The organism is Methylocystis sp. NC52PC, assembly GCF_055698645.1.
In genome coordinates, this window is record NZ_CP170127.1 from 631,938 (window position 1) to 653,943 (window position 22,006).

Here is a 22,006-nt window from a genome sequence, read left to right on the forward strand (position 1 = left end):
CGACGGGCGGCAGTCTTGGGGGCCGGACGCGCCGCTCCGTTTACGGACAGGCTGGCGTCAGGCCGCGCCCTTCTTCTCGGCGTCGAGGATCTTGACGGCCTCGATGGCGATCGGCTCGAGGCCGACGCCGCCATGGCGGACATGTTCGCAGATGGTCTCGCGCATGTGGGGAGCCCAGAACTTGCGCAGATGCTCGGCCATGCCGGCGGCGGCGCCGATCTTCTGCGCCCCGAAAAAGGCGCCGATCTGATTGGCCATTTTCACGAGCTTCTCAACTGAATCATGCGACATGAGCGGAAACCTGTTCGAGGATGCGTCCTGGATGGGTGAAGATTTCGAAATCGCGGCCCCGCATCACGGCCACGAGCGTCATACCGCATTTTTCGGCGCTGCGAACCGCCAGTGCGGTCGGCGCCGACACGGCGGCGATGATTGGCGCGCCGATCCGGGCGGCTTTCTGCACGAGCTCGACGGAGACGCGGCTCGTCATCAGCACGACGCCCTGCGATGCGGCGAGGCCCTGGCGCGCCAGCGCGCCGGCGAGCTTGTCGAGCGCATTGTGGCGGCCGACGTCCTCGCGCACGATCAGCGCGCCGGACCCGGGATTCCAGAAAGCCGCGGCATGCACGGCGCGCGTCTCCTGATTGAGCGTCTGCGCCCCCGGCATACGATCCATCGCCTCGATGAGCCCCTCCGCCGTCACGGTGAGCGCATTGTCGAGCGTCGGCAGGCTGCGCGTCGCGGCCTCGAGGCTTTCGACCCCGCAGAGCCCGCAACCCGTCGGGCCGGCCATCGAGCGGCGCCGGTCGGCATAGGCCTCCTGGCGCCCGCCGCCGAGCCAGCTGCGCAATTCCACGCCCAACTCGGACGACACCACCTCGACTGCGCCGGCGTCCTCCGCGCGGTCCACCAGCCCTTCGGTGATCGCGAAGCCCACCGCAAAATCTTCGAGATCGGCGGGCGTCGCCATCATCACCGCATGGGTGGACCCGCCATAGGTAAAGGCGATCGGCGTCTCCTCGGGGATCACGCGTGAAGAGCGCGCCGTCACATCGTGACGGCGCGCCAGGCAATCTACCCGAAGAGACGGCGACGGTATGTCGATCATTCCGCCGCGTCGATGGTGCTCGCGATCCGCCGCGCATTGTCGGACAGTTCGCGATACTTCTCCTGGAACTCGGTGGGGCCGTTGCTCTTCGAGATCTGAACGGCCGTCACCTTGTATTCCGGACAGTTGGTCGCCCAGTCCGAATTGTCGGTGGTCACGACATTGGTGTTGCACAGCGGGTGGTGGAAGGTCGTGTAGACCACGCCGGGCGCCACGCGATCGGTGATCTGGGCGCGCAGCGTCGTCTCGCCGGCGCGGCTCGCAACCTTCACCCAATCGCCCTCGCAGACGCCGCGCTCTTCCGCGTCATGCGGATGGATTTCGAGCACGTCTTCCTCATGCCATCGGCTGTTCTCGGTGCGGCGGGTCTGCGCGCCGACGTTGTACTGCGACAGGATGCGGCCGGTGGTCAGCAGCAGCGGGAAGCGCGGCCCCACCTTCTCGTCGGTCGGGACATATTCGGTGATGACGAATTTGCCCTTCCCGCGCGCGAAGCCGTCGATGTGCATGATCGGCATGCCGTCCGGCGCGTCGTCGTTACACGGCCACTGCACCGAGCCCACTTCCTCGAGCAGGTCGTAAGAGACGTTGTGGAACGACGGCGTGAGCCGCGCGATCTCGTCCATGACCTCGGACGGGTTCTTGTAGTTCCACTTCATCCCGAGCTTGTTGGCGAGGAGTTGGGTGATCTCCCAGTCGCCATAGCCGTTCTTCGGCGTCATCACCTTGCGGATGCGCTGGATGCGGCGCTCGGCGTTGGTGAAGGTGCCGTCCTTCTCGAGGAAGGAGGAGCCCGGCAGGAAGACATGCGCATAATGCGCCGACTCCACCAGGAACAGGTCCTGCACGATCACGATTTCCATGTTGGCGAGCGCCGCCGAAACATGGCGCGTGTCCGGGTCGGACTGGAGAATGTCCTCGCCCTGCAGATAAAGACCCTTGAAGCGGCCCTCGATCGCCGCGTCGAACATGTTGGGAATGCGCAGGCCGGGCTCGGGATCGAGCTTGACGCCCCAGTCGGCCTCGAACACCGACCGCGCGGCCGCGCCCGAAATGTGCTGATAGCCCGGCAGTTCATGGGGGAACGAGCCCATGTCGCAGGAGCCCTGCACATTGTTCTGGCCGCGCAGCGGGTTCACGCCGACGCCGCGGCGGCCGAGATTGCCGGTCGCCATGGCGAGATTGGCGATGCCCATCACGGTGGTCGAGCCTTGCGAATGCTCCGTCACGCCGAGGCCGTAATAGATCGCGGCATTGCCGCCGCGCGCATAGAGACGCGCCGCGCCACGAATGTCTTCGGCCTTCACGCCGAGGACGGATTCGAGGGCCTCGGGACTGTTGCGGTCGAGCGAAACGTAATCGGCCCAGGCCTGGAATTCGTCCCAGTCGCAGCGATGGCGGACGAAGGATTCGTTGACGAGGCCTTCCTTCACGATGACATGGGCGAGCGCCGTGATCATCGCGACATTGGTGCCGGGCTTCAGCGCCAGATGGTAGTCGGCCTCAACATGGGGCGACCGCACGAGGTCGATGCGGCGCGGATCGATGACGATCAGCTTGGCGCCATCACGCAGGCGCGCCTTCATGCGCGAGCCGAACACCGGATGGGCGTCGGTCGGATTGGCGCCGATGACGAGAATGACGTCGGCCTCGTCGACCGAGTCGAAGTCCTGCGTGCCGGCCGAGGTGCCGAAGGCCTGGTTGAGGCCATAGCCGGTCGGCGAATGGCAGACGCGGGCGCAGGTGTCGACATTGTTGTTGCCGAAGCCGGCGCGCACGAGCTTCTGAACGAGATAGGTCTCTTCGTTCGAGCAGCGCGACGAGGTGATCGCGCCAACCGACCCCTTGCCGTATTTCGCCTGCACGGCGCTGAGACGGTCGGCGGCGAAGGTCAGAGCCTCGTCCCAGGAGACGACCCGCCACGGCTCGTCGATCGACTCGCGGATCATCGGGTCCAGGATACGGTCCCCGTGATGGGCGTAGCCATAGGCGAAGCGGCCCTTGATGCAGCTATGGCCGTGATTGGCCTTGCCGTCCTTCCAGGGGACCATGCGGACGACTTCCTCGCCGCGCATCTCGGCCTTGAAGGTGCAGCCGACGCCGCAATAGGCGCAGGTGGTGATCTCGGAATGCTCCGGCTGGCCGATGGCGATGACGGAGTTCTCGGTCAGCGTCGCGGTCGGGCAGGCCTGCACGCAGGCGCCGCAGGAGACGCATTCCGACTCCATGAAGGCTTCGTCCATGCCGGGCGACACGCGCGAATCAAAGCCGCGGCCGGAGATCGTCAGCGCGAATGTGCCCTGCACTTCCTCGCAGGCGCGCACGCAGCGGTTACAAACGATGCACTTGGACGGGTCATAGGTGAAATAGGGGTTCGACTCGTCCTTCGGTTTCCAGTTGAAGTTCGCCTCGCCGCTGTTGCGGGCGAAGACGTGGTTGGCGCCGTCATAGCCGTAGCGCACGTCGCGCAGGCCGACCGCGCCGGCCATGTCCTGCAATTCGCAGTCGCCATTGGCGGCGCAGGTCAGACAGTCGAGCGGGTGGTCGGAGATATAAAGCTCCATCACGCCGCGACGGATGGCGGCGAGGCGGGGGGTCTGGGTCTTGACGGCGATGCCGGGCGCGACCGGCGTGGTGCAGGAAGCCGGCGTGCCGTTGCGGCCGTCGATCTCGATCACGCACAGGCGGCAGGAGCCGAACGCCTTGATGCTGTCCGTGGCGCAGAGCTTCGGGATTTCGGTTCCCGCCTCCATCGCCGCGCGCATGATGGAGGTGCCCTCCGGAACAGTGACGCTCTTTCCGTCGATGGTCAGCGTGACCATGTTTTCGGATTTGGACTGTGGCGTCCCGTAATCAATCTCTTTGATAAGCGTCATGGCGGCTACCTCACTCAGCGGCTTCAAGGGCCGGCTTGCGGAAGTCTTCTGGGAAATGACGAAGAGCGCTTTCGACCGGATAAGGCGCGAAACCGCCCAATGCACACAATGAGCCAAACTTCATCGTGTGGCACAGGTCCTTGAGAAGCTCGATGTTCTTCTCGACGTCCTGACCCTTGCTAATCTTGTCGATCGTCTCGACGCCGCGAGTCGAGCCGATGCGGCAAGGCGTGCACTTTCCACAACTTTCGATCGCGCAGAACTCCATGCCGAAGCGCGCCATCCAGAGCATGTCGACAGTGTCGTCGAACACGACGAGGCCGCCGTGCCCGATGAGGCTGTCCTTCGCGGCGAAGGCCTCATAATCGAACGGAAGGTCGAAAAGCGACACGGGCACATAGGCCCCGAGCGGGCCGCCGACCTGAACGGCCTTGACCGGACGCCCGCTGCGCGTGCCGCCGGCGATGTCGTTGACGATCGCGCCGAGCGGGATGCCGAAATCGGTTTCGAACAGGCCGCCATATTTCACATTGCCGGCGATCTGCAGCGGCATGGTGCCGCGCGAGCGGCCGACGCCGAAATCGGCGTAATGCTTGGCGCCCTTCTCCAGAATCATCGGAATGGTCGCCATGGAGAGGACGTTGTTGACGACCGTCGGCTTGCCGAAGAGGCCGACATGGGCCGGCAGCGGCGGTTTGGCGCGCACGATGCCGCGCTTGCCCTCGAGGCTCTCGAGCAGCGAGGTCTCCTCGCCGCAGACATAGGCGCCCGCGCCGATGCGCAATTCGACGTCGAAGTCGAAGCCCGAGCCCTTGATGTTATCGCCGAGCCAGCCGGCTTCACGGGCCTTCTCGATCGCGGCCTGAAACACTTTGGCGACGACGGGATATTCCGAGCGCAGATAGACGTAGCCCTTCGAGCCCTTGATCGCGTAGCCGCAGATGATCATGCCCTCGATGAGCGAGAGCGGATCGCCTTCCATGATCATGCGGTCGGCGAAGGTGCCCGAGTCGCCCTCGTCGGCGTTGACGACGACGTAACGGCGGTCCGCCGGCGCGTCGGCCACGGTCTTCCATTTGATGCCGGTCGGGAAGCCGGCGCCGCCGCGGCCGCGCAGGCCCGACTTCGTCACTTCTTCGATGACGGCCGGCGCGCCGAGCTCGAAAGCGCGCTTGAGCCCTACGAAGCCGCCATGGGCCTCATATTCGGCGACGGAGAGCGGATCGATGATCCCGCAGCGCACGAAGGTGAAGCGGTTCTGGCGCTTCATCCAGGGATGTTCGTCGACGACCCCGATATTCAGGGGGTGCGCGCCGCCGGTCAGGAAGCCCGCCTCGAACAGCGAGGCGACGTCCTTCGCCTTGGCCGGCCCATAACCGACGCGGCCCGCGGGAGTCTCCACCTCGATCAGGGGCTCGAGCCAGAGCATTCCACGCGAGCCGTTTCTCACGATCTCGATCGTCAGGCCGCGGGCGGCGGCCTCCTTGGCGACGGCGGCGGCGAGGCGGTCGGCGCCCATCGCCACGGCGGCCATGTCCAGGGGAATGTAGATCTTGGTCATTTGCCTTTCGCCTCCTCGACCAGCTCGTCGAGCGTCTCGGCGTCGACCAATCCAATCGGTTCGTTGTCGTAGAGGGCGGAGGGGCTGTGGGCGCAGAGGCCCAGGCAGTAGACCGGCTCGACCGTCAGGGAGCCGTCGGGAGTCGTCTGGCCCCAATCGAGCTTGTGGCGGGCCAGGAATTCGTTCGCCTGCTTTTCGGCGCCCATAGACTGGCAGGACTCGGCGCGACAGATTTTCAGCGTATGGCGGCCGTGCGGGGACGTATGGAAATCGTGGTAGAAGGTGACGACGCCATGCATTTCCGCGCGGCTGATGTTCAGCGCGTTGGCCATCTCACGGACGGCGGATTCCGGAACGAAGCCGAATTCAGCCTGAAGCGCATGCAATATGGGGAGTGCAGGTCCTTCGAGGCCCATATGGGCCGCAATGATCTCCCGCGCCCGCTCGTCGCTATAAGGAGCAGCGCCAGCCATTTCTTCCCTCGCTTTGGGCGTCGAGCTCAAGACAAGCGCCCTTGATTGGTTTTGTTCCAAGGACAGTGCCGGAAATCCCGGTCCTGATCAATAGCGTCTCGGCCGTTGCGCCATAGGGCTTGCCTATCAATCGGCCAATCTGCCGCTTTCGGCCAAGGCCTTTGCCTCTGCAACGAGCGCGCCAACGAGCGGAATCACCGGATCGCGCTGCGGCGCCACCAGGCCGATTTCGTAGCCCGCTTCCGGCTCGACGATCGGAATCGAGCGCAGAGGCGGCGAAGCGCCCATTGTTTTTGCGAGCTTTTCCGGGAGAATCGTCGCCCATCGGCCGGATTTCACATGGTCGTAGAGCAGAATGACCGAGTTCGACTCGAGGATGGGCGCGGGCTCTGCGTCCCCTGCGCCAATGAGTCGCTCGATGATCCGTCGGTTCTGCATGTCCGGGGTCAGCAGGCACAGATCGATGCGGCCGACCTCGGCCCATGTCACGCGCTCGCGGTCGCCCAGCGGATTGCCCGCGGTTGTCAACAGCCTGTAGCGTTCCGAACAAAGCGGCACGGTTCGCACCCGCCCCAACGGCTCGTTGTCGAGATAGGTGATCCCCGCGTCGATTTCGAGATTGTCCAGCATGGCCAGCACTTCGGTGGATGAAGCCGAAATGACCTTGAAGCGCACGTGCGGGTGCTTTTCCCGGTAAGGGGTCGTCAGCGCCGAGACGATTCCCTCGGCTGTCGGGATGACGGCGATCTTCAACTGGCCGGAGAGGCCCTCGCGCAGGGTCCGCACCTCCTGGCGCATGGCGCGGGCGTCCCCCACGATCCGCTTGGCCCATTCCAGAACCCGCTCGCCCTCGGCCGTCAACCCGTGGAAGCGCGACGAGCGGTTGACGAGCAGGACCCCGAGCGAATCCTCGAGCTGCTTGATGCCGGCGGAGAGGGTCGGTTGAGTGACCCCGCACAACTCCGCCGCGCGCGAAAAACTCTTTTCGCTGGCGACGGTGATGAGGAATTCGAGTTTGTCGATCACGTCGAAGCGTTTCGGCGCCTGGCCGCGCCGTCCCTGGACGAAAAAGGCGGGGTCCGCTCGAGGGAGGGACGGCGGCGAAACGCCCTTTTCCATTGTTTCGCTCGATGCATGCGCTAGCACATTCAGGCGAAAAACGCCCGAAAAATCGCCCAGCGGCCGTGCTGCAGGCGACGGGACGCGCGGGCCGGGGCGCCCGGCTGCATCGCGCTCAACCAGGCCGCCGCGCCGGCGGTTGAGCGGCTGCGGCCACAATTTCCCCTCATTTGATCCGTTTCGGATTAACTTTATTTGTCCCACTGCGGCGCCGCCCGCGCGACCTTGGAGAGGCAATTGCAAATGACGACGATGAAGAAACTCACGCGTCTCGGCGCATTTGCCGCTCTTCTCGCGACGACCCTCGCCCTTCCGGCGCAGGCCACCCCCTCCCTCGTCATCGACGTGGCGTCTGGCGCGGTGCTCTCCCAGGACCAGCCGACCGCCTCCTGGTATCCGGCGTCCCTGACCAAGCTGATGACCGCCTATGTCGCGCTCGACGCGGTGCGCGCCGGCCGCATCACGATGGATACGCCGCTGATGATGTCGCCGCGCGCCGCGCGCATGGCGCCGTCCAAAATGGGCTTCCGGCCGGGCTCCGAGGTGACGCTGCAGAACGCGCTGATCATGCTGATGGTGAAATCGGCCAATGACATCGCCGTCGCGATCGCCGAGGGCGTCTCCGGCTCGGTCGAAGCCTTCGCCGACGAGATGAACCGCGCCTCGCAGAAGCTCGGCATGACGCAGTCGGTCTGGGTCAATCCCAACGGCTTGCCGGACACGCGGCAGGTGACGTCGGCGCGCGACCTCGCCCTTCTCGGCCGGGCGCTCTACGTGCAGTTCCCGGAATACGCCAATCTCTGGAACATCGGGGCCATGCAGTTCGGCCGCCAGATCCATCCGACCCATAACGGCCTGCTCGGCCGCTATCCCGGCGCCGACGGCATGAAGACGGGCTTCACCTGCCCCGCCGGCTTCAACGTCGTCGCCTCCGCCAGCCATGGCAGTCAGCGTCTGATCGCCGTCGTGCTCGGCGCGCCCTCGGCCGCCGCGAGAACCGCCAAGGCCGCCGCTCTGCTCGACCGCGGCTTCCAGACCGCCGGCTCGGCCGGCTCGTTGGGCTCGCTCGCCGCCGCCGGCCCCGCGCCGGCCCCCGACATGCGCGACAGCGTGTGCCGCAATCGCGGCCCGGCCACGGCGGAGTTCATGAGCGAGGTCGAGGACGTGTCCATTCCGATCGGCTCCGCCTCGACCGGCATCCCGCTCCTCGATTCCGCCGCGGCGCAGCAGCGCATCAGCGCCAAGGATCTGGCGCGCCTGCCGCGCCCGCATTACGATCCGGTTCCCGTCTACGCCGGCCGTGCGCCGGGCTATGTCGGCCCCGTCGCCCGCGCCCGGGCGCCCGGCGCGCCGATCGGCGAGCAGACTGATTATTCCGCCTACGCCAACGCCCCCGAGCCCGCCGGCGGCGAGGCCTCGCCGATCAGCCGGGCGGCTCCCGACGCCGTCAGCATGCGCCAGGCCAAGCGGGCCGCCAAGCGCGCGGCGAAGCGCATCGCGCCCGTCGCGACGCCGGCCCCCGTCGACAACATCATCGAAGACGACAAGGCGGCTTCGGGCGACGAAAAGCCCGAGAAACCCAAAGCCAAATCCGCCGCCAAGCCGGTCGTGAAAGCCGCGCCGAAAGCCGCGTCGAAAGCCGTGAGCAAGCCTCGGGGCGAGAAAGCCGCCGCCAAACCCGCGCCCGCGAAGACCCAGACCGCCGCCAAGCCGCAGGTCAAGATTCAATGACCGACAGCCCTTCGGCGGCGCAGCGCCGGCCGCCGCCGCCGATTCCGCTGACGATTCTCACGGGCTTTCTCGGCGCCGGGAAAACCACGCTGCTCAACACGCTGCTCGCGGCGCCCGAACTTTCCGACACGCTCGTCCTCATCAATGAGTTCGGCGAAATCGGGCTCGACCATCTCTTCATCGAGAAGGTCGAGGGGGACATGGTGATGATGAGTTCGGGCTGCGTCTGCTGCACCATCCGCGGCGATCTCGTCACGACGCTCGAAGATTTGCTGCGCCGACTGGACAACGGGCGCATCAAGCCTTTCCGGCGCGTCGTGCTGGAGACGACGGGCCTCGCCGATCCCGCGCCCATCCTGCACACCATCATGAGCCACCCCTATCTGGTGATGCGATTCCGGCTCGATGGGGTGATCGCCGTGGTGGACGCCGTCAATGGCGAGGCGACGCTCGACGCTCATGAAGAGGCGGTCAAACAGGCGGCGGTCGCCGATCGTCTGGTCATCGCCAAGACAGACCTCCCGGACGGCGCCGCACATGCGGCGCGGCTGACCGAAAGGCTTGCCGCCCTCAATCCCGGCGCACGCATTCTGATCGCCGCCAAGGGCGAGGCGACGCCGGAGGCGCTGCTCGATTGCGGCCTTTACGATCCCGCGACCAAGACCCCGCGCGTGCGCGAGTGGCTCAACGCCGAAGCGGTCGAGGCGGCGCATCACGACCATAGCCATCATCACGACCACGGCCATCGCCATCACGACGTCAACCGTCACGACGACCACATTCAGGCGTTCTGCCTGACCGGCGACACGCCCTTCACCCCGCCGTCCTTCGATATTTTTATCGATCTGCTGCGCCATACGCATGGGCCGCGGCTCTTGCGGGTGAAGGGGATCGTGGCGCTTTCCGACGAACCCGAACGCCCGGTGGTGATCCACGGGGTCCAGCACGTCTTCCACCCGCCGCACCGGCTCGACGCCTGGCCCGACGCCGACCGCCGCACCCGTATCGTCTTCATCGTGAAGGACCTCGACCGCGCCTTCGTCGAGGGCCTCTATGCGGCGCTGATCAATCGACCGGCGATCGACACGCCCGACGCCGAGGCGCTGACGCATAATCCGCTGGCGCCGGCGCGGGGCGGGTTGCTCGGATAGTCCCGCCCTCGCCCTCCCGCGACGCCGGCAGAGACAGGGAAGAGGCGCCGCGCTATAAAGCGAAGATGCAGTCGGCCGCCGCAGCCTTCGCCCCCCTCGCCGCCGCGGCGCGACGCCTGGGCTCGGGGCTGCTCGACCTCGTCTATCCTCCAGTTTGCCTGGTCTGCCGCCGGGGGGTCGCCGAGCATGGCGCGCTCTGCGCCGCCTGCTGGCGGGACATCGCCTTCATCGAGCGGCCCTTTTGCGAGCGGCTCGGCACGCCCTTCGAGCGCGATCTGGACCAGCCGGGACTCATCTCGCCCGAGGCCGCGGCCAACCCGCCGGTCTTCGCGCGGGCGCGGGCGGTGGCGCGCTATGACAGCGACAAGGCGCGCTCGCTCGCGCATCGGCTGAAATATCACGACCGCCTGGAGCTTGCGGGCCCGATGGGCCGGTGGATGGCGCGCGCCGGCGCCGAACTCTTGGCCGACGCCGATGTCCTTGCGCCCATTCCCTTACATCGCCTGCGCCTCGCGGCGCGTCGCTTCAACCAGTCGGCGGACCTTGCGAAAGTCGTCTCGCGCGAAAGCGGCGTGCCGGTCGAAACGCAGGCGCTGCTGCGCGTGAAGGCGACGGCGCCGCAGGTCGGCCTGTCGCGCGCCCAGCGGGCGCTCAATCTCGCCGGCGCCTTCCGAGTCGACCCGGAGCGCGCGACCTCGCTCGAAAGCAGGAACGTGGTCCTGATCGACGACGTTCTGACGACGGGCGCGACGGCCAACGCCGCCGCTCGCACGCTGCTCCGGGCGGGGGCGGCGCGGGTCGATCTCCTTGTCTTTGCCCGGGCCGTGACAAGCGTGTGACTTCGGGCGTATAAGCGGCGCAGCGAAAACGCCGGTCGAGGACCCCCCATCTCAATGGCGCATATCGAAATCTACACCACGCCGACCTGTCCGTACTGCATCGCCGCGAAGTCCCTGCTCACGCGGAAGGGCGCGGCGTTCCAGGAAATCAGCGTCGCCGGCGATCCGGCCGGCCGTCGAGCCATGAGCGACCGCGCCGGCGGCCGCACGACGGTGCCGCAGATCTTCATCAACGGAAAGCACATTGGCGGCTGCGACGATCTTTATGCGCTCGACGACGTCGGCCAACTCGATCCGCTGCTGGCGGCGGGGGCCTCGGCATGATCCATTACGCGCTCGTCTGCGACGAAGGACATAGTTTCGATGGCTGGTTTCGCGACAGCGAGACTTTCGAGAGCCAATCGTCGCAGCGCCTCGTCGCCTGCCCCTTCTGCGCCTCGACGGCGGTGACCCGTGCGGTGATGGCCCCGCATGTGGCGCGTGGCGGCCAGGAGGACGAAGCGACGCGACTGCGCGGCATGATCAGAAAATTGCGCGACAAGGTCGTGGCCGGCTCAGAGGATGTCGGCGAACGCTTCCCGCAGGAGGCGCGCGCGATCGAGGAGGGCGAAGCCGAACGCCGCCCGATCCGCGGTCGCGCCACCTTCGAGGAGGCGAAGGCCCTGCTCGAGGACGGCATCGAAATTCTGCCGATCCCGGAATTGCCCGGCGACAACTGACCGGCCCTCACATTGCGCCGGCCGGCGCGAGAAGGCGAACGCGCGCATCACGAATTCCTCGACTCGAGGCTGCGAGCCCCGCCCCGCGGTCAAACCCCACGTCGCCGGGTTGGTTCCGGCGTCTAACGCAGCATCTCCTCGACCCAGGCCGGGACAGCCGCGCTCGCCGCGCCATAGCGTCTGACGTCGAATTGCGCGGCGTTGTCGGAGGGTTCGAGGTTGATTTCGCAGGTGGCGACGCCGAGCCGGCGCGCCTGTGACACAAAGCCCGCCGCTGGATAAACGGCGCCCGAAGTTCCGATGGACACGAAGAGGTCTGCGGCCGAAAGGGCCGCGGCGATCTCCTCAAGGCAGAGCGGCGCCTCGCCGAACCAGACGACATGCGGCCGCATGGCGCCGGCGCGGCCACAGGCGGCGCAGCGATCTTCGGTCGAGAGGTCGGCGCGCTGCTCGCGCAGATCGCCGCAGGCCGCGCAGCGCGCCTTCAACAACTCCCCATGCATGTGGATCACGTCCCGCGCGCCGCCCCGTTCGTGCAGATCGTCGATATTCTGCGTGACGAGGGTCAGCGCCCCACCCCTTGCGGCCAATTCCCGCTGCAAGCGGGCGAGTGCGGCATGGGCGGCGTTGGGCCTAGCCGAGAGCAGGTTGCGCCGCCGGAAATTGTAGAATTCATGCACGGCCTCGGGCGTGCGCGCGAAGGCCTCGGGCGTCGCGAGCTTCATCGGATCGAAGCGCGCCCACAGGCCCGTTCCGGATTTGTCGCGGAACGTCCCGAGGCCGCTCTCCGCGGAAACGCCCGCCCCTGTCAGAACGAAGATGCGCATGATCCCGCCTCCGCCATGCGTCGGAACAAAACACGATCATAGAGGCGCGGCAGCCAAAAGTTGAGGCGCGCGCAAAAATGCGCACTATGGGCGTCGACCTCGCCACAAATTTCAAGGAGTGAGAATATGATCGCGCGCCGCCTGTTGATTGTCGCTTTGAGCATGGGCCTCGGCCTCGGCGTCCTCGCGCGCCCCGCTCACGCCGATCCGAATTACCTCCAGGAGGCGATCTCAGAAACCCAGGCCGCGATCGACGCCGGCAAGCAGCTTCAGGCGGGCTCCTTCGTCGAACATGCGGACGACGCCATCGACTACGCCCGCAGCGCCGTCTGGCAGACCCCTGTCGATCCGATCCGCAAGGGCATCAAATATCTGCGCAAGGCGGTCAAGCTCGCCAAGGGCACGAGCTACGACAAGCGCATCGCCAAGGCGACCGAACAGGCGGAGCTGGCGCTGCAGCAGTTCCAGTCCGTCAAATAGCGCCGGGCTTTTCTCCCCGATGAACCGCCGCATCTGTCTGGCGTCGCTCCTGAGCCTCTTCGCTCCCGCGCCGGCGCTCGCGCTCGACGCGCCTCAAAATCTCGACCAGGAGCTCGACGCGCTGCGGAGCCAATACGGCCTTCCCGCGCTGGCGGCGGCCGTCGTCAGCGGCGGCGCCATTGTCGCGCGCGGCGTCGCCGGCGTGCGCGTCCATGGGACGGAGATAAAGGCTCAAATCGACGATCGCTTTCATCTGGGCTCCGACACCAAGGCGATGACGGCGACCCTCGCCGGCATGCTGGTCGACGAGGGCAAACTCGCCTGGGACGCGACGATCGGCGACGTGCTCGGGGCGGCTGTTCCGCAGATCAATCCGCGCCTCGCGGCGGTGACGCTGGAGCAGCTCCTTTCGCACAGCTCCGGCGTTCCGAGCGACACGCCACAGATGCTGAAGCTCTATTTCAACGTCGACGCCTTCGACTTCAATCTGACGGCGCTGCGGCTCAAGACCTTCGCCGCCTGGAAGTCCCATGCCCCGCAGACGCCGCCGGGCGCGGCGTTCCACTATTCGAATTTCGGCTATCTCATCGCCGGCGCGATGATCGAAAAGGCCGCCGGGCGCCCCTGGGAGGCGTTGATCACGGATCGGATCTTCGCGCCGCTGGGGCTCAAGAGCGCCGGCCTCGGCCCGCAGGCGACGCGGGGCCGGTTCGACGCTCCGGTCGGCCATCGCGTGGGCGAGAAGGGCGCGATCACGCCCATGCTGTGGGGACCAGCGGCCGACGGCCCGCCGCTGCTCGGCCCGGCCGGCGTCACCCATATGTCCGTGCTCGACTTCGCAGCCTGGGCCGGCTGGAACGCCGGCCGCGGCAAGCGCGGCCCTGCGCTCGTCAAGCCTGAGACCCTCGCCCGCATCCATGCGCCGCATGTCAAGACGGGCAAAATCCCCCATCCGCGCCCCGGCACGCCGCAGGAGGGCGACTATGCGCTGGGCTGGGGCGTCATGAAGTTCGACTGGACCCGCGCGCCCGTGCTTCAGCACAATGGCTCGAACGGGATGAATCTGGCGAAAATCCTGATCGACGCGGAAAACGATCTCGGCGTCGTCGTGGTGACCAATTTCCCCGAGGGCAAGGCGGACGAAGCCGCCGCCCTGGCGATGGAGCGGCTCTATCGGCGCCATGCGCCAGCCTGAGGGCGGTCATGAACTGGCCAGACCGCCCCTCGCGCTCCGAGACGCCACCTTCGGCGGCTCCTCATGCTTCGAGACGCCGTCTTCGGCGGCTCCTCATGCTTCGAGACGCCGCCTTCGGCGGCTCCTCATGCTTCGAGACGCCGCCTTCGGCGGCTCCTCATGCTTCGAGACGCCGCCTTCGGCGGCTCCTCATGCTTCGAGACGCCGCCTTCGGCGGCTCCTCAGCATGAGGGTTTATTCCCGTCTCAGCCAGTAACTTAGGCCTCATCCTGAGGAGCGCGCGCAGCGCGCGTCTCGAAGGACGAGGCCGCCGCTCAGTTTATGGCCCAATCGCCCAAATTCGTGATTCGCGTTCCGTTCTCCTATATGCTTGAAGCGGAATCATGGGGAGAAACGGTTGTCCGATCTGGAAGATTACACGCCGCGCGACGGGGGTCTCGCCGCCCGGGCCGCAGCGGCGGCGCAGCGGCCGCGCTATCTCGACGGATTGAACCCCGAGCAGCGCGCGGCGGTCGAGACGCTCGACGGACCGGTGCTGGTTCTCGCCGGCGCCGGCACCGGCAAGACGCGCGCGCTCACGACGCGCATCGCCCATATCCTCGCGCTCGGCAAGGCGCGCGCCTATGAGATCCTCGCCGTCACCTTCACCAACAAGGCCGCGCGCGAAATGCGCGAGCGCGTCGAAATGCTCGTCGGCGAGGGCGCGCAGGCGATGCAATGGCTCGGCACCTTTCACGCGATCAGCGCCAAGATCATGCGCCGCCACGCCGAGCTCGTCGGGCTCAAGCCCAATTTCACCATCCTCGACACGGACGACCAGATCCGCCTCTTGAAGCAGGTGCTGCAGGCGGAAAACATCGACGACAAGCGCTGGCCGGCGCGCGCGCTCGCCATGCGCATCGACGGCTGGAAGAACCGCGGCCTTCTGCCGAACCAGGTGCCGGCCGGCGACGCCGAGAGTTTCGCCAATGGCAAGGGCGCGGCGCTTTACGCGCTCTATCAGGAACGCTTGAAAATTCTCAACGCCGTCGACTTCGGCGACCTGCTGCTCGAGTCGCTCAGGCTCTTTCGCGAAAACCCCGACGTGCTCGCCGACTATCAGAAGCGCTTCAAATATATCCTCGTCGACGAATATCAGGACACCAACACCGCGCAATATCTGTGGCTGCGGCTGATCTCGCAGGGGCGCCGCAACGTCTGCTGCGTGGGCGACGACGATCAGAGCGTCTATGGCTGGCGCGGCGCCGAAGTCGAAAACATCCTGCGTTTCGAACAGGACTTTCCCGGCGCCAAGATCGTGCGGCTCGAACGCAATTACCGCTCCACGGGCCATATTCTCGCGGCCGCCTCGCATCTCATCGGACATAATGAGGGCCGCCTCGGCAAGACGCTGTTTACCGACGGCGAGGACGGCGAAAAGCCGACGCTCACCGGGGTCTGGGACAGCGAGGAGGAAGCGCGCGTCATCGGCGAAGACATCGAGCAATTGCAACGTCGCGACCATTCGCTCGAAGAGATCGCCATTCTCGTGCGCGCCTCCTTTCAGATGCGGGAATTCGAAGAGCGTTTCGTCGAGATCGGCCTGCCCTATCGCATCATCGGGGGCCCGCGCTTCTATGAGCGGGCGGAAATCCGCGACGCGCTCGCCTATCTGCGCTGCGTCGCGCAGCCTGCCGACGATCTCGCCTTCGAGCGCATCGTCAATACGCCCAAGCGCGGCCTGGGCGACGCGACGCTGCAGTTGCTGCATGAATATGGCCGCCGCGAGCGCGTCCCTCTCATGCAGGCGGCGCGCGCGCTCGTCGAGACGGAGGAGCTGAAGGCGAAGCCGCGCGGCGCGCTGAAAAGCCTTATCGCCGACTTCGACCGCTGGCGCAGTCTCATCGACGCGAAGCCGCAAAATGAGCTCGCCGAAATGGTGCTCGATGAGTCCGGCTACACGGAGATGTGGCGGCAGGACAAGACGCCGGAGGCCGCCGGCCGGCTCGAGAACCTCAAGGAACTCGTGCGCGCGATGGAGCAGTTTCCCGACCTTGCGGGCTTCCTCGAACATGTGTCGCTCGTCATGGAGGCGGAGGAAGGCAAGAGCCAGGAGCGCGTCTCGATCATGACGCTGCACGCCGCTAAGGGGCTCGAATTCGAGACGGTCTATCTGCCCGGCTGGGAGGAAGGTCTCTTTCCGCATCAGCGCTCGCTCGACGAGCAGGGCCGCGCGGGCCTCGAAGAGGAGCGACGCCTCGCTTATGTCGGGCTCACGCGCGCGAAACGCCGCGCCAAAATCTTCTTCGCCAGCAACCGCCGCATTCGCGGCCTGTGGCAGCCGACCGTGCCGTCGCGCTTCGTCGACAATCTGCCGCCCACCCATGTCGAGGTGGTCGAAGCGCCGAGCGGTTCGCAATATGGCGGCTACGCCGTCTCACGCTTCGCCAATCTCGACGTCTATGGCTCCGACTATTCGACGCCCGGCTGGAAACGCGCTCAGGCCGCCCGCACCGAGCCCGCCCGTGAGAAACCCGCGCGGGCCAAGCAGCCCGTGACGATCGACGGCGAAATTATCGCGCGCTCCTCGACGGCGTCACGCTATGGCGCGGGCTCGCGCGTGTTCCACCTGAAATTCGGCCCCGGCACGGTGGCGGCCGTCGACGGCAACAAATGCACCGTGGATTTCGACAAGGCCGGGCGGAAGATGGTGCTGGAGAGCTTTTTGCAGGCGGGGTGACCTGTCTGGATGTGGATAAGTCCAACAAGTGGACGACACTCGGAGAGTTGAACAATGACTTGTTGCACCTCTCGCAAGGCCGCCACCAATACAAAGGCGTCGATCGAATCACGGGGCGCCGCATGCTCACCAACAGCCGCGACATTATCCGCCGCCTTGAAAGCGAAGGCTGGCGGCTGGTGCGCTCGAAAGGCTCCCATCGCCAATTCAAACATCCGACGAAGCCCGGCCGCGTGACCGTGCCGCATCCAAAGAAAGACATGCCGCTGAAAACCACGTTGAACATCTATCAAAGCGCAGGCTGGACGAAGGACTGATTACTCCGCCGCCACACGGCGTTGCGCCCAGGGCGGCTCCACCGCGATGACGATCTCGCCTGACTTGAATTGTTCCGCCCACTCCGGATCCGCCCGCAGGGCCTCGAAGTCCCTCGGCTCAGGGATCGGCAAGCCGTCCTCCCGCATCCCCTCGGCCCACAGCTCCAGCGCCTCTCGCGCCATGGGGAAGAGGCCGTCCAGGTCATCGGCCGCGGAGAAGCATCCGGGCGCGTCGGGAAAAGTCATGCCATAGGCGCTGTTTTCGTCTTTGTGGACGATGACGACATAGGGCTTCATAGGGCGACCTCGATCCTTCCGGTTACCATAGCGCCCCCCGCGAACCGCCGCCATGCTGTTGCAGGCGCGCCACAGTCGCTGAAATTCTTCACGCAGCCGCCCAGGCTGGGCGGGGCACGATTCCCACCGAGACGGCCGCGCGGTAGTTTTTTTGGGCGAAGGGCTCGCGCGCCGGCGGCCACCGCGCCATATCCTTGACAGTATTAGACGATAGCGCGCGTGCGTCGCTTTGTTCCGAGGGCAGCCATGGAGGCTCTTTCGTTTCTCGCCCGGTTCGGCCTTTCCGGCGTCGCGCTCGCGGCGGCGCTCGGCGGCGCTCAGGCTGCGCCTTACCGTCCCGAACTTTTCGCGCCGCCCGCCGCCGTTGCGCTCATTGCGCTCGAGAAGGCGCCGACCGTCGCGCCACTCGACCTCGACGCCCTGTCGCTTCCCGCCGACGAGACGTCGCCTGTTGTCGCTCTCACCGCCGCTCGGCTGCGCGTGACGCCCGCGGCGCCGGACGAACTGGACCTCGCCCTGAGCCTTCTTCCCGACAATCAGCGGGAACTCGCGCTGGCGCTGTCAGACTGGACCGCCGCGCCCGACGTCGCCCGAGACGCCGCGCGCCGCGCCTTGCGCGCCAAACTCGCCCGCGCCTATGCGGCGCGCCAATTCGCGCCCTTCTGGTTGGACGAAACGGGCTGGCGTGAGGCCGCCGACCCGGCCATCACGCGCCTGCGCGCGGCGAGCGAGGACGGGCTCGAGCTGCGCGCCCTCTCGATCCCCTCCGCGCAGAACGCCGCCAGCGTCGCCGAGGAATTGGCGCTCTCCGAAGCGGTCGCGCTCTACGCCTATCAGGCGCGCGGCGGCCGGCTCGAGCCCGGCCAACTCTCCCGCCTGATCGGCGCGAAGCCGACGCTGCCCGATCCCGCTGCGGCGGTTGCAGAGGTCGCCGCCGCCGGCGCGCGCGCGGGCGAAACCTTGCAGAGCTTCAATCCGCCCCACTACGGCTATCAGCAACTGCGCGAGAAACTCGTGGAGCTGCGCACGCATCGCGCCGGCCTGCCGGAACTCGACGACCGCCTCGCCGCCGCCGAGGCCGGCCTGTCCGACGCCCTGCCGCCCGCCAAGGCGAAGCGCCATCGCCCGCAGACGCCCGCGTCGACGTCGCAACTCGAGGCCGAGATCATCGCCAATATGGAGCGCTGGCGCTGGCTGCCCCGCGATATGGGCGAAGAGCGCATCGAGGTGAACATCCCCGATTTCGAACTCGCGGTCATTCGCAACGGCGAGGTGACGCATCGCACCCGCGTCATCGTCGGCAAGGAGCAGACGCCGACGCCGATCTTCTCTGACGAGATGGTCGAGATCATCGTCAATCCGTCCTGGTATGTCCCGCGGTCCATCATCCAGAAGGAATGGCATGGCGGCGTCGGCGCGGGCTACGAGGTCTCTTACCGCAACGGCCAGATGGTCGTGCGCCAGCCGCCGGGCGAGAAGAACGCGCTCGGCCGGGTGAAATTCGTCTTCCCCAACGACTATGCGGTCTACATGCACGACACGCCGTCGCGCGGACTCTTCGCCCAGACACACCGCGCCTTCAGCCACGGCTGCATGCGCGTCGATCAGCCTTTCGCGCTCGCCGAAGCCGTGCTTGGCCCCAAGAGCGGCTGGTCGGAGGAGCGGGTGAAGCGGCTCGTCGGCGCAAGCGAGCGCTACATCAATCTCGCGAAGCCGCTGCCGGTGCACATCGAATATTTCACGGCTTACGTCGACGAGGCGGGCCGGCTGGTGCAGCGTCCGGACCTCTACGGCTATTCGGCGCGGGTGCGGAAGGCGTTGGGGTTCGCCGGTTAATGGCCTGTCGCCGCTTCCCGGCGCCCTGGCCTGCAAGAGAAAACGTCGAAGGCGATCCCCGCCCTCGCCGCAGTCCCATCCCTCCCCTCTGCGGGGAGGGTGGTCCCGCGGAGCGGGACCGGGTGGGGTTCGAGCGCGCGCTCAGCGCCGCCCCGAAAACAAAGCTGCGCAGCCGACGACGACGACCGTTACGTCCGTAAAGCGTTTGCCGAGTTCGCGCCGCAGCGTAGCCAGATCGTCGCGCGTATTGGAGAAGACCCCGTCCGAATTGTAATAGGCCATGAGCCAGCGCGCCGCCGCGCTGCGCTCGACGCCGCCCTGCAAGAGCGTGGAGCCGAAAATCACGGCGCCGGGGTTCATCAAAGGCGCGAGGAAATCGAAGGCGCAGGCCTTGGCCGCCATGTCGCCCGGCAGGCAATGCAGCAGATAATTGACGCCGACCGAGTCGAAGGGCGCGCCCTCGAAGGGGATCGGCTCCAACACATTGCGGACATGGGTTTCAGGCTTGTAGCGCGCGATGCGCTTCGCCGCGAAGGCGAGGGAATTGGGGTTTAGATCCATGAGCGCGACGCGCGGATCGGCCGCGGGAAAACGGCAATTGTCGAGGTAATAGCCGCTGCCGACGCCGACATCGAGGTGATTGGCCGTGACATGCCGGTCGTAATGGGCGAGCAGACGCGGCGTCGGGCATTTCCAGATCCAGCGGTTCGAAATCCACAGCACGCGCAGATCGTAAAGGTTCAGCATCCCCGGCGTGTAGATCGCCTGCCCGGCCGCGATCTCCTCAGGCGTGAAGGACATGTCTGTTCCTCGGTCTATTCCTCGGGGATTGGCGCGCGAGGGGTGGCAAAGCGCGCCGGGCCGTGGAAAAAGGCTTCAATCCGAAAAAGACACGAGACCTGGCACCCGCGCAATGGCCCCGCCTCCCCTTCTCGCCCTGCAGGGCGTCACGCTCACCCTCGGCGGCAAGCCGCTTTTGGACGGAGCCGATCTCTCCGTCGCCCCCGGCGCGCGCATCTGCCTTGTCGGGCGCAACGGCTCCGGCAAGTCGACCCTCTTGAAGATCGCCGCCGGCGAGATCGAGGCCGACGCGGGCGTGCGGTTCCTTCAGCCCGGCGCCTCCTTGCGCTACCTGCCGCAGGAGCCGGATTTCTCGGGCTTTGCGACGGTCGCCGCCTATGTCGAGGCGGGGCTCGGTCCGCTCGACGATCCGCATGTCGCCAAGACCCTGCTCGCCGAACTGGGGCTGACCGGGGACGAGGACCCCTCGACGCTTTCGGGCGGCGAGGGGCGGCGCGCGGCGCTGGCGCGCGTGCTGGCGCCGGAGCCCGATATTCTGCTGCTCGACGAGCCGACGAACCATCTCGATCTTCCCACGATCCTCTGGCTCGAAGAGCGTCTCGACGCGCTGCGCTCGGCGATGGTGATCATCAGCCATGACCGCCGCTTTCTTCAGGATCTGACGCGCGAGACGGTGTGGATCGACCGCGGCCGCGCGCGGCATCTCTCGCGCGGCTTTGCGGAATTCGAGGCCTGGCGCGACCGCGAACTCGAGGAGGAGGAGAAGCAGGCTCATAAGCTCGAGCGCAAGATCGTCAATGAAGAGCACTGGCTGCGCCATGGCGTCTCCGGCCGGCGCAAACGCAATATGAAGCGGCTCGCCGGGCTGCAGGCGCTGCGCGTCGAGCGGCGCAACCGCGTCATGCCGACGGGCGACGTCAAGCTCGAAGCCAGCGAAGCGCAGCTTTCCGGCAAGCTGGTCATCGAGGCGGTCAAATTACGCAAGAGCTATGGCGAGCGCGCAATTGTGGAGAACTTCACCACCCGCGTCCTGCGCGGCGACCGGCTGGGCGTCGTCGGCGCGAATGGCGCGGGCAAGACGACGCTCATCAATCTCCTGACCGGAACCCTGGCGCCCGATGCCGGCAAGCTCAAACTCGGCGCCGGACTGGAAATGGCGACGCTCGATCAAAGCCGCGCCAGCCTCAAGCCGGAGACGACATTGCAGGACGCGCTCACCGGCGGCGGCTCCGATATGGTCGAGATCAATGGCGAGCGGCGCCATGTCGTCGGCTATATGAAGGACTTTCTGTTCAAGCCGGAGCAGGCGCGCACGCCGATCGGCAAGCTTTCGGGCGGCGAGCGCGGCCGTCTCATGCTCGCCCGCGCCCTGGCCAAGCCCTCCAATCTTCTCGTCCTCGACGAGCCGACGAACGACCTCGACCTCGAAACGCTCGACCTCCTCGAAGAAATGCTCGCCGATTACCCCGGCACGCTGATCGTCGTGTCGCACGACCGCGATTTTCTCGACCGGGTCGCGACGAGCGTGCTGGTGAGCGAGGGCGACGGCCGCTGGCTCGAATATGCCGGCGGCTACAGCGACATGGTCGCGCAGCGCGGGCGCGGCGTCGAGGCGCGCGGCGGCGGCCCACGCGAGGCCCCGAAAGAGAAAGCGCCAAGGGAAAAGCCCGCCGAGCGGCAGCCGGTCAAGGCGAAACTCTCCTTCAAGGAGCAGCATGCGCTGGCGACGCTGCCGGCAAAGATGGAAGAGCTGCGCGCCAAGCGCGCCAAGCTGCAGGCCCTTCTCGACGACCCGGAGCTCTACGCCAAGGACCCCGCCAGATTCGCCAAGGCGAGCGAAATGTTTTCCGGGGTCGAAGCGGATCTTTCCGCCGCCGAAGAAGAGTGGCTGGAGCTCGAGATCAAGCGCGAGGACATCGAAGGCTGAGACCGGAGACACGACGCTAGAGCGGTTGCC

At 66.6% G+C, this 22,006-nt stretch carries 20 protein-coding genes; 11 read left to right on the forward strand and 9 right to left on the reverse strand.

The genetic code is table 11. The features are described from left to right. Positions 1-57 precede the first annotated feature (57 nt). The 6 genes from ACETII_RS04940 to ACETII_RS04965 all read right to left on the reverse strand — a co-directional run bounded on the left by ACETII_RS04940 (position 58) and on the right by ACETII_RS04965 (position 7,044). On the reverse strand, positions 58-291 hold the full coding sequence (locus ACETII_RS04940; protein WP_472787340.1) for a formate dehydrogenase subunit delta: 234 nt from the start codon (positions 289-291) through the stop codon (positions 58-60). Next, entirely contained in the window at positions 281-1,108 is an 828-nt protein-coding gene (fdhD, locus tag ACETII_RS04945; RefSeq protein WP_363349794.1) for a formate dehydrogenase accessory sulfurtransferase FdhD, read from the reverse strand. Before fdhD ends, ACETII_RS04940 begins: the two co-directional genes overlap by 11 nt. Beyond that, positions 1,105-3,984 carry a formate dehydrogenase subunit alpha gene (gene fdhF, locus ACETII_RS04950; RefSeq protein ID WP_363349795.1) on the reverse strand — a complete coding sequence of 960 codons (2,880 nt, stop codon included), beginning with the start codon at positions 3,982-3,984 and terminating at the stop codon, positions 1,105-1,107. Before fdhF ends, fdhD begins: the two co-directional genes overlap by 4 nt. A gap of 10 nt (positions 3,985-3,994) precedes the next feature. Continuing rightward, on the reverse strand, positions 3,995-5,545 hold the full coding sequence (locus ACETII_RS04955; RefSeq protein WP_472787341.1) for a formate dehydrogenase beta subunit: 1,551 nt from the start codon (positions 5,543-5,545) through the stop codon (positions 3,995-3,997). Then, positions 5,542-6,018: a formate dehydrogenase subunit gamma gene (locus ACETII_RS04960; RefSeq protein ID WP_472787342.1), complete on the reverse strand. Its 477-nt coding sequence runs from the start codon at positions 6,016-6,018 to the stop codon at positions 5,542-5,544. The genes ACETII_RS04955 and ACETII_RS04960 overlap by 4 nt, the downstream gene beginning before the upstream one ends. Positions 6,019-6,144: 126 nt before the next feature. Next, a complete protein-coding gene (locus tag ACETII_RS04965; protein WP_363351211.1) occupies positions 6,145-7,044 on the reverse strand; it encodes a LysR family transcriptional regulator in 900 nt (299 codons plus the stop codon). Positions 7,045-7,380: 336 nt separating this feature from the next. On the opposite strand from ACETII_RS04965, the gene ACETII_RS04970 reads away from it, so the two are divergent. The 5 genes from ACETII_RS04970 to ACETII_RS04990 all read left to right on the forward strand — a co-directional run bounded on the left by ACETII_RS04970 (position 7,381) and on the right by ACETII_RS04990 (position 11,577). Further along, positions 7,381-8,868 carry a D-alanyl-D-alanine carboxypeptidase family protein gene (locus ACETII_RS04970; RefSeq protein ID WP_472787343.1) on the forward strand — a complete coding sequence of 496 codons (1,488 nt, stop codon included), beginning with the start codon at positions 7,381-7,383 and terminating at the stop codon, positions 8,866-8,868. Beyond that, positions 8,865-10,019 (forward strand): CobW family GTP-binding protein, encoded by a 1,155-nt coding sequence (locus ACETII_RS04975; RefSeq protein ID WP_472787344.1) that lies wholly within the window; start codon positions 8,865-8,867, stop codon positions 10,017-10,019. The genes ACETII_RS04970 and ACETII_RS04975 overlap by 4 nt, the downstream gene beginning before the upstream one ends. A gap of 65 nt (positions 10,020-10,084) precedes the next feature. Then, complete coding sequence (locus ACETII_RS04980) at positions 10,085-10,858, forward strand: ComF family protein (protein WP_472787345.1); 774 nt, start codon at positions 10,085-10,087, stop codon at positions 10,856-10,858. Between the two features lie 54 nt (positions 10,859-10,912). Further along, positions 10,913-11,182 (forward strand): glutaredoxin 3, encoded by a 270-nt coding sequence (gene grxC, locus ACETII_RS04985; protein ID WP_363349801.1) that lies wholly within the window; start codon positions 10,913-10,915, stop codon positions 11,180-11,182. Continuing rightward, on the forward strand, positions 11,179-11,577 hold the full coding sequence (locus ACETII_RS04990; protein WP_472787346.1) for a DUF1178 family protein: 399 nt from the start codon (positions 11,179-11,181) through the stop codon (positions 11,575-11,577). Before grxC ends, ACETII_RS04990 begins: the two co-directional genes overlap by 4 nt. Positions 11,578-11,699: 122 nt before the next feature. Here ACETII_RS04990 and ACETII_RS04995 read toward each other — a convergent pair whose 3' ends face one another. Continuing rightward, a complete protein-coding gene (locus ACETII_RS04995) occupies positions 11,700-12,404 on the reverse strand; it encodes an NAD-dependent deacylase (protein WP_472787347.1) in 705 nt (234 codons plus the stop codon). Positions 12,405-12,530: 126 nt separating this feature from the next. Here ACETII_RS04995 and smbP point away from each other — a divergent pair, with 126 nt between their 5' ends. The 4 genes from smbP (at position 12,531) to ACETII_RS05015 (ending at position 17,115) form a co-directional block, all read left to right on the forward strand. Continuing rightward, positions 12,531-12,884 (forward strand): small metal-binding protein SmbP, encoded by a 354-nt coding sequence (smbP, locus tag ACETII_RS05000; protein ID WP_363349804.1) that lies wholly within the window; start codon positions 12,531-12,533, stop codon positions 12,882-12,884. Between the two features lie 19 nt (positions 12,885-12,903). Further along, the gene (locus tag ACETII_RS05005) at positions 12,904-14,079 is read left to right on the forward strand and encodes a serine hydrolase domain-containing protein (RefSeq protein ID WP_472787348.1); all 1,176 of its coding nucleotides are present in this window, start codon (positions 12,904-12,906) and stop codon (positions 14,077-14,079) included. A gap of 397 nt (positions 14,080-14,476) precedes the next feature. Further along, positions 14,477-16,798, forward strand: coding sequence for an ATP-dependent helicase (locus ACETII_RS05010; protein ID WP_363349806.1), 2,322 nt, complete (start codon positions 14,477-14,479; stop codon positions 16,796-16,798). Continuing rightward, the gene (locus ACETII_RS05015) at positions 16,795-17,115 is read left to right on the forward strand and encodes a type II toxin-antitoxin system HicA family toxin (protein ID WP_472787349.1); all 321 of its coding nucleotides are present in this window, start codon (positions 16,795-16,797) and stop codon (positions 17,113-17,115) included. Before ACETII_RS05010 ends, ACETII_RS05015 begins: the two co-directional genes overlap by 4 nt. On the opposite strand, the gene ACETII_RS05020 is transcribed toward ACETII_RS05015, so the two are convergent. Beyond that, on the reverse strand, positions 17,116-17,412 hold the full coding sequence (locus tag ACETII_RS05020) for a type II toxin-antitoxin system HicB family antitoxin (protein ID WP_472787350.1): 297 nt from the start codon (positions 17,410-17,412) through the stop codon (positions 17,116-17,118). Positions 17,413-17,658: 246 nt separating this feature from the next. On the opposite strand from ACETII_RS05020, the gene ACETII_RS05025 reads away from it, so the two are divergent. Then, positions 17,659-19,248, forward strand: a complete 1,590-nt coding sequence (locus ACETII_RS05025; RefSeq protein WP_472787351.1) for a L,D-transpeptidase family protein — start codon at positions 17,659-17,661, stop codon at positions 19,246-19,248. Positions 19,249-19,389: 141 nt separating this feature from the next. Here ACETII_RS05025 and ACETII_RS05030 read toward each other — a convergent pair whose 3' ends face one another. Then, positions 19,390-20,049 carry a class I SAM-dependent methyltransferase gene (locus ACETII_RS05030; protein WP_472787352.1) on the reverse strand — a complete coding sequence of 220 codons (660 nt, stop codon included), beginning with the start codon at positions 20,047-20,049 and terminating at the stop codon, positions 19,390-19,392. Between the two features lie 112 nt (positions 20,050-20,161). On the opposite strand from ACETII_RS05030, the gene ACETII_RS05035 reads away from it, so the two are divergent. Continuing rightward, positions 20,162-21,976: an ABC-F family ATP-binding cassette domain-containing protein gene (locus ACETII_RS05035; RefSeq protein ID WP_472787353.1), complete on the forward strand. Its 1,815-nt coding sequence runs from the start codon at positions 20,162-20,164 to the stop codon at positions 21,974-21,976. Positions 21,977-22,006 lie beyond the last annotated feature (30 nt).